Source organism: uncultured Ralstonia sp. (assembly GCA_913056305.1).
Taxonomy (GTDB): domain Bacteria; phylum Pseudomonadota; class Gammaproteobacteria; order Burkholderiales; family Burkholderiaceae; genus Ralstonia.
This window is the reverse complement of the sequence record CAJXMR010000234.1, coordinates 1-6,997: the sequence shown is the minus strand read 5'-3', so window position 1 is coordinate 6,997 and position 6,997 is coordinate 1. Positions and strand designations below refer to the sequence as shown.

Sequence of the window (6,997 nt, the reverse complement as noted above, 5' to 3'; positions counted from 1 at the left end):
CCCGAGTTCGAACGCCGCGTGCTCGAAGTCCTGCGCGAGCCGCTGGAGACCGGCCACATCACCATCTCGCGCGCGGCGCACCAGACCGACTTCCCCGCCAGCTTCCAGCTGATTGCCGCGATGAACCCGTGCCCGTGCGGCTATCGTGGCCACCCGCTGCGCGCGTGCCGCTGCACGCCGGACCAGGTGGAGCGCTACCAGTCGCGCATTTCAGGCCCGCTGCTCGACCGCATCGACGTGCAGATCGAGGTGCCGACGCCCTCGCAGGAAGAACTGCTGGACGGCCCGCCCGGCGAGCCGACCGTTGACGTGGCCGAGCGGGTGGCGGCAGCGCATGCGCGGCAACTGGCCAGACAGGGCAAGCGCAACGCGCTGCTGGCCGGCCACGAGATCGACCTGCACTGCGCGCGCACCGATGCCGCCGATGGCCTGCTGCGCCACGCGATGACGCGCTTCTCGTGGTCCGCCCGCGCGTATGCGCGCGTGCTCAAGCTCGCCCGCACCATCGCCGACCTGGCCGGTGATGAGCAGATCGATGCAGCGCATGTGGGCGAGGCGATTCAGTATCGGCGCGGGGTGAAGGCGGACTAGCTTACGTCCGCGCGCTGCCCCTCGATCAGCTTCGCCAGCAGCTTCGCCAACTGACGCTGCTCAGCGACTGTCAGCACCGAAAGCACAGCGCGCTGGTTCTCGACGTGCATCGTCACGGCTTCATCGATCAACGCGAACCCCGCCTGGGTGAGCGCGACCAGCGTGCCGCGCCCATCCTCGGGATTGGGCCGGCGCTCGACCCAGCCCGCTTGCTGCAGGCGATCGATGCGGTTGGTCATGCCACCCGAGGACATCATCGCCGCGTCGTACAGCGCAGTGGGTGTGAGCGCATAGGGCGCACCGCTGCGGCGCAGGGTGGCCAGCACGTCGAACTCGCCGGGCTGCAGGCCGAACTGCGCGAAGACCGGCTGGAGCCGCTCGCGCGCGATGACGAGCGTCGCCTCACCCAGCCGGCCCAACAGCAGCATCGAGCTGACGTCCAGGTCCGGGCGCTCGCGGTTCCATTGTTCGACGGCCTGGGCAGCTCGGTCCATTCTCCCTTTCCTCATTGGTGGTTATCTTGACGTCGAGACAATCGTTTTTTATCTTGACGCCAAGATAATGCGATACCGACCGCGCCGATGCAAGCGGGCCGTCACAGCCCGGCCCGCTCCCGCGTCTTCGAGATTGCACGCAACCCATTTGCTGGAGCACAAGATGAGCCCGACCTCGATCACCGCAGACGACGCCTCCTGGCTCGACCTGTTCCGCGGCGCCAACGCGTTGCGCGTACTGGTGCTGGCCGCCGGCGTGGCGCTGCACGCCATCAACCTCTACCTGACCACGACGATCCTGCCCAGCGTGGTCGACGACATCGGCGGCGTGGCCTTCTATGCGTGGAACACGACGCTGTTCATCGTGGCGTCGATCACGGGCGCGGCGGTGGCAGCGCAGGTGATCCAGCATGCCGGGCCGCGTGGCGCCTACCTGCTGGGGGCAGCGGTGTTCGGCGGGGGTTCGGCACTGTGCGCGCTGGCGCCGGCCATGCCCGTGCTGCTGGCGGGCCGCGTGCTGCAGGGGCTCGGCGGCGGCGTGCTGCTGTCGGCGCCGTACGTGCTGATGCGCAGCGTGCTGCCCAAGCCGCTGTGGCCGCGCGCACTGGCGCTGCTCTCGGGCATGTGGGGCATTGCCACGCTGCTCGGGCCGGCGGTGGGCGGTGTGTTTGCGCAGTACGCGACGTGGCGGCTGGCGTTCTGGTCGCTGGTGGTGCTGATCGGGCTGGCTGCGGCGGCAGCCGTGGTGGTACTCAAGCCCACCTCCACGCAAGCCGAGCGCCCGACGCCCGTGCCCGCGCGCCAGCTCGCGCTGCTGGCCTTCGCCGTGGTGGCGGCGTCGTGGAGCAGCATCAGCGCCACGCCGTGGCTCGGCGCATTGGGCCTGATCGCGGCGGCCGTCACGTTGCTGGCGATCCGCCGTGTCGAGATGCGCTCGTCGCGGCGCATCCTGCCCGCCGATGCGTACACGGGCCGCACGGCGCTCGCCGCGCTGTATGGCGTATCGGCCTTGCTGGCGGTGACGGTCACCTGTACGGAGATCTTCGTGCCGCTGTTCCTGCAGCGGCTGCACGGGCAGAGCCCGCTGATCGCCGGCTATATCGCCGCCACGGCCTCGGCGGGCTGGACGCTGGGCGCCATCCTAAGCGCCACACTGCGCGAATCGTCGGCCACGCGCGTGATCCGGGTGGCACCGTGGGCGTGCGCGCTGGGCCTGCTGGTGCTGGCGCTCCTGGTGCCGGTGGGCGCCGGCGATACGCTGCTGACCGCGCTGATCATCGTGGCGTTGACGCTGGTGGGGCTGGGGGTGGGCGTCGCCTGGCCGCATCTGGCCAACCGCATCATGACGGTGGCGCCGGCGGAAGATCACGACCGTGCGTCGGCGTCGATCGTGACGGTGCAGTTGGTGGCGACCGCGTTTGGCGCGGCGCTGGGCGGCGTCGTGCTCAACACGCTGGGCGCGGCGGGCCCGGCACCCGATCTGGGGGCCGCGTCACGCTGGCTGTTCCTGCTGTTTGCGGCGGCCCCGGTAGGCGCGCTGGTGATCGCGCGCGCGGGGCTCGGCACGCGGCCGGCCCCATCGGCGCGATAGGGCGGGCTAGGCGGTCTGCCGCTTCACGAAGAACAGCGCGGCGCCAATGCCCATCAGCATGCCGCCGAAGAACCGGCTCTGCCAGCGCAGCGCACGCGGGTTGCGGAACAGGCGTTGCGCACGCGAGGCCAGCAGTGCATAGCCGTGCATGACGATCAGATCGACGAACACCATGGTCGCGGCCAGGACGGCGAGCTGCGGCATCAGCGGCTTGGCCGGGTCGATGAACTGCGGCAGCACGGCCACCATGAAGAGGATGCCCTTGGGGTTGGTCAGGTTGGTGAGCAACCCGACCAGGAAGCGGCGGCGCGCGCCGGTGCCCGACACTTTTACCGGGTCGCCCTCGGTGGGCTGACTGATCTGGATGGGCGTGCGCCACTGCACGATGCCCAGGTAGATCAGGTACAGCGCACCGATGATCTTGATGGCAGTGAAGGCGTGCTCCGACGCCACCAGCAGCGCGCCCAACCCGGCGCCCGCAATGAACAGGATGACGACGATGCCCAGCTCCAGCCCGGCGATGGTGACCGTGGTACGGCGCACGCCGTGCGTGAGGCCGTGGCTCATGCACAGGATGGCGCCCGACCCCGGCGAGATGGCGATCACCCAGGCGGCCAGGAAAAAGGCCAGCCAGACTTGCAGCGTCATGATGGTTCCCCGTGATGTGATGAGGTGGTGAAGCGGAAGGCGACGATTGTGCACCGGCAGCCGCCAGCGCGCTTGAGGCGCTCGGCGTTGTTAGTACGGTTGGAAGCTGGTGAGGAACTGGTCGACCTGCTCCTGCTGGCGCGCATCGCGCGCGGCGTCGCCCGATTCCAGCACGACGGCCTGGTAGGCGTGGCGGCCGGTCGCGACCAGGCGGGCGGTCAGCCGGCGCGGCGCCGGGTCATTGCCGCCCGCGCCCTGGGCGACCAGCTCCAACGCCGGCAACGACAGCGGCGGCTGCGCAGCCGTCTTCACGGCGATGTCGCGCACCGCCAGGTTGCCCTTCAGGTTGGCCGACAGCCCCGTGCGCAGCGCATCGACGGCGTGCTGGCGCCAGACCGGGTCATCGGCCGGCAGCTCCACCACGCCAATGGCGAACAGCGTGCCGTCGATGCTGGCGGCCTGCATGGTCATCGGCAGGCGTTGGCCGTTGATGGTGACCGGGCGCGCCTCGGCGGTGGGCTTGGCCGGGTAGTCGACGGTGTAGGCGCCCGCGTCCGAATGCACCGTGCGCCAGTCGTACTTGGGCGAACAGGCCATCAGCGCCACGCATGCCGCCGCGCCCAGCGCGCGCCAAATCTGCTGTCTTGCCGTGACGGTCACGTCGCCTCCTGTGTTGTTCTGGTGATGCGTCAGCGGGCTATTATCGATGAGTCCGTTCCCCCAGGAGCGCATCATGCCTGCCGCCACCCTGCACGCCGTCCGCGCCGACATCACCACGCTCGGCTGCGACGCCATCGTCAACGCGGCCAACAGCTCACTGCTGGGCGGCGGCGGCGTGGATGGCGCGATCCACCGCGCGGCCGGGCCGGCGCTGCTCGAAGCCTGCCGCGCCCTCAACGGCTGCCGCACGGGCGAGGCCAAGATCACGCCGGGGTTCCTGCTCCCGGCGCGGTATGTCATCCACACCGTCGGGCCGGTCTGGCACGGCGGCGGGCAAGACGAGGCGGCGCTGCTGGCCGCGTGCTACCGCAACAGCCTGGCGCTGGCCCGCGAGCACGGCGTGCGCACCCTCGCGTTTCCGTGCATCAGCACCGGCGTGTATGGCTTCCCGCCGGAGCTGGCCGCGCCGATTGCCGTGCGTACGGTGCGCGAACATGGCGCCGGCTTCGACGCGATCACCTTCTGCTGTTTCTCCGCCACCGACCTGGCGTTGTATGACATCGCGCTCGCCGACGGGAAGTGACCCCCGGGTCGCAAGAGACGGAATGTCGCAGCCGGCCAGCGGCGCCGGCGCGGCGGGCCTACAATAGTGGTTTGTGACCCATTTCCCGGAGCCGTTGCCGACATGGCCTCGCCCCTGACTTCCTCCACCAGCATCGCATCTGCCGCCTCGGGCAACCGCCGCTGGTTGCTGCCTGTGATCGTGCTGGTGCTGGCCGTGGCCGGCTGGTTCGGCTGGCGCGCGTTCACGCCGTCGCAGCAGGTGCCGGCCGCCACCTTTACGCTGCTCGACGGGCAGAAGCTGTCGACACAAGACCTCAAGGGCAAGGTCTACCTGGTCAACTTCTGGGCGACCAGCTGCGAGACCTGCGTCAAGGAAATGCCCACCATGATCCAGACGTACAACAAGTACAAGGGCCAGGGCCTGGAGTACGTGGCCGTGGCGATGAGCTACGACCCGCCGATGTACGTGATGAACTACAGCCAGACGCGCCAGTTGCCCTTCAAGGTGGCGATGGATGCCGACGGCTCCGCCGCCAAGGCGTTCGGCGACGTGCAACTCACCCCCACCACCTTCCTGGTCGACAAGGATGGCCGCATCCTCAAGCGCTACGTGGGCGAGCCGGAGTGGGCGTCGTTCGAGACGCTGTTGAAGGACACGCTGGGCAAGCAGGCTTAGGCCTGAGTCGCTCCCGCTGAAACGAGAACGCCCGGTGGATGCCGGGCGTTTTTGTTTGGATGGCTCAGACCGCCTGCGCGACAGTCAGACCGTACTTGTCCCACAGCTTGTTGCGAAACCGGTTGCCCGGGTCGACACGTTCCTTGAGCGCGAACAGGCGCGAAGCGCCCGGATACGCGCGCGCAAACTGTGCTGGCGTTGCATGCAACTGGTACGGCAGGTAATAGGTGCCGCCGAGCGCGAGTGCCGCATCGACCAGCTCGCGCGTCCAGATGCCGACCTTCTCGCGATCCGCGCTCGACACCCCCTGCCAGTAGTACAGCACGAACGAGAACACCTCCTCACGCGCCCACGCCAGCCACGACCCTGGGTCCGCCGGGGCGTGCCGCACGGATACGTTGACGGCATGGGCTCGATGCGCCCGCAGGATGGCAGCCATGCGTCGAACGAACCCGTCGAACTGCGTCACCGGCACGAAGTATTCCTGCAGCGCGTAAAGGCTGTCGTGCGTCGCGAGCGGGCCCAGCGATGCGACATCCAGGCTGGCTTCATAGTTGCGCCGCACCACCGGATGGCTGAGGTAGCGCAACGGATCAACCACGTCCTTGCGCACCGTTGCGCCGCCGGGAAGCTTGGCAATGCCCCACATCACGGCCTGGTCGAACGCGTACGACTGCCCCGGCGGCACCAGCCGATCGTGGACGGTCAGCGGCTTGTCGGTCTGACGCCAGGTCACGGCCGTGGCCTGATCGAAGTGTGGCGGCGCCAGATCAGCGTTGTGCATGATGACCCGCGGGTCTGCTCGCACCCGGTCACGGAAAAACGCCTGATAGCGCTCGGCGGGGATGCGCAGCACATGGCGCTCCATGACAACGTTGGGCGTCAGATCCAGCTCCACCTCGGTGATGACGCCAACGGCGCCATAGCCACCGATGGCGGCATGGAACAGGTCCGCATGGTCTGCACGCGACGCCTCCACCAGCGTACCGTCGGCGAGCGCCAACTGGATGGCGCGCACCGAATTGATGAGCGGACCGGCGCCGACATAGCGTCCATGTGCGTTGACCGACAGTGCGCCGCCGATCGTGAAGTTGGCATAGCTCTGCATGATCTTCACCGACAGATCGTCGGGATCGATCACCGATTGCAGATCACGCCAGCGCATGCCGGTCTGCACACGCACGACCTTGGCTTCGGGTTCGTAACGCAGCACGCGGTTGAACTGCCGCATGTCGAGGTGCAGGCTATGTTCAGCGGCAATCTGACCGCCCATGCTGTACCGGGCGCCACCGATGCTGACCGGACCGGACCAGGTAGTGAGCGCCTGCCGGACGTCGTCCGTCGTGTGCGGCGTCAGCAGCCGATCGACCCAGACCGGGTTGAGGCGCGTCACGTCGTTGACCAGCACACCCGACGCTGACGGCACCGCCCATGACAGCGCAGGGCGCAACGCCAATGCCGCAGCGCCGGCAACCCCCGCCTGCAATAGCTTGCGGCGCACGGGATCAGCGGGGCCGCTTGCGGCGCGTGCGCCGTCCAGGCCTTGGTCGTCCATCATCCCCCCTTTGTCGGTGCAGCCATCAGGTAAGGCGCGTGCCGTGCCGTCTGAACGCGCTACAACCCGTACCGCTTGATCTTGTCATACAGCGTCGCCCGCCCGACCTGCAGCAGATCCGCCGCCTGGTGCACCGAGCCACCCGTGCGTGCCAGCGTCTCGGCAATCACCGTGCGCTCGTAGCGCTCGACGCGCTCCTTGAGCGGCATGCTCTCTTC

9 protein-coding genes are annotated in these 6,997 nt (G+C 68.6%); 4 read left to right on the top strand and 5 right to left on the bottom strand.

Translation table 11 applies throughout. The features are described from left to right. Window positions 1–591 (top strand): ATP-binding protein (locus tag QZ609_RS22815; RefSeq protein ID WP_295499776.1); only part of this gene is annotated, 591 nt, incomplete at its 5' end. Here the strand turns inward: QZ609_RS22815 and QZ609_RS22810 are convergent. Further along, the gene (locus QZ609_RS22810) at window positions 588–1,085 is read right to left on the bottom strand and encodes a MarR family transcriptional regulator (RefSeq protein ID WP_295499774.1); all 498 of its coding nucleotides are present in this window, start codon (window positions 1,083–1,085) and stop codon (window positions 588–590) included. The two genes, QZ609_RS22815 and QZ609_RS22810, sit on opposite strands and share 4 nt — an antisense overlap. A gap of 163 nt (window positions 1,086–1,248) precedes the next feature. Here QZ609_RS22810 and QZ609_RS22805 point away from each other — a divergent pair, with 163 nt between their 5' ends. Continuing rightward, window positions 1,249–2,676 (top strand): MFS transporter, encoded by a 1,428-nt coding sequence (locus QZ609_RS22805; RefSeq protein WP_295499772.1) that lies wholly within the window; start codon window positions 1,249–1,251, stop codon window positions 2,674–2,676. Between the two features lie 6 nt (window positions 2,677–2,682). Here QZ609_RS22805 and QZ609_RS22800 read toward each other — a convergent pair whose 3' ends face one another. Continuing rightward, complete coding sequence (locus tag QZ609_RS22800) at window positions 2,683–3,324, bottom strand: LysE family transporter (protein ID WP_295499770.1); 642 nt, start codon at window positions 3,322–3,324, stop codon at window positions 2,683–2,685. A gap of 90 nt (window positions 3,325–3,414) precedes the next feature. Continuing rightward, complete coding sequence (locus QZ609_RS22795) at window positions 3,415–3,921, bottom strand: hypothetical protein (RefSeq protein ID WP_295499780.1); 507 nt, start codon at window positions 3,919–3,921, stop codon at window positions 3,415–3,417. A 136-nt stretch (window positions 3,922–4,057) separates the two neighbouring features. Here QZ609_RS22795 and QZ609_RS22790 point away from each other — a divergent pair, with 136 nt between their 5' ends. Then, window positions 4,058–4,567 (top strand): O-acetyl-ADP-ribose deacetylase, encoded by a 510-nt coding sequence (locus QZ609_RS22790; protein ID WP_295499769.1) that lies wholly within the window; start codon window positions 4,058–4,060, stop codon window positions 4,565–4,567. 102 nt (window positions 4,568–4,669) lie between these two features. After that, entirely contained in the window at window positions 4,670–5,224 is a 555-nt protein-coding gene (locus QZ609_RS22785) for a TlpA disulfide reductase family protein (RefSeq protein WP_295499767.1), read from the top strand. Between the two features lie 64 nt (window positions 5,225–5,288). Here QZ609_RS22785 and QZ609_RS22780 read toward each other — a convergent pair whose 3' ends face one another. Beyond that, a complete protein-coding gene (locus tag QZ609_RS22780; RefSeq protein WP_295499766.1) occupies window positions 5,289–6,779 on the bottom strand; it encodes an FAD-binding oxidoreductase in 1,491 nt (496 codons plus the stop codon). 59 nt (window positions 6,780–6,838) lie between these two features. Beyond that, a partial coding sequence (locus tag QZ609_RS22775; RefSeq protein WP_295499778.1) for a helix-turn-helix domain-containing protein occupies window positions 6,839–6,997 on the bottom strand: 159 nt, incomplete at its 5' end.

Bases quoted from the DNA above. Each gene is read 5' to 3' on its own strand.
- QZ609_RS22805 (WP_295499772.1), top strand. From the start codon at position 1,249: ATGAGCCCGACCTCGATCACCGCAGACGACGCCTCCTGGCTCGACCTG.
- QZ609_RS22810 (WP_295499774.1), bottom strand. From the start codon at position 1,085: ATGGACCGAGCTGCCCAGGCCGTCGAACAATGGAACCGCGAGCGCCCG.
- QZ609_RS22800 (WP_295499770.1), bottom strand. From the start codon at position 3,324: ATGACGCTGCAAGTCTGGCTGGCCTTTTTCCTGGCCGCCTGGGTGATC.
- QZ609_RS22785 (WP_295499767.1), top strand. From the start codon at position 4,670: ATGGCCTCGCCCCTGACTTCCTCCACCAGCATCGCATCTGCCGCCTCG.
- QZ609_RS22795 (WP_295499780.1), bottom strand. From the start codon at position 3,921: ATGGCCTGTTCGCCCAAGTACGACTGGCGCACGGTGCATTCGGACGCG.
- QZ609_RS22780 (WP_295499766.1), bottom strand. From the start codon at position 6,779: ATGGACGACCAAGGCCTGGACGGCGCACGCGCCGCAAGCGGCCCCGCT.
- QZ609_RS22790 (WP_295499769.1), top strand. From the start codon at position 4,058: ATGCCTGCCGCCACCCTGCACGCCGTCCGCGCCGACATCACCACGCTC.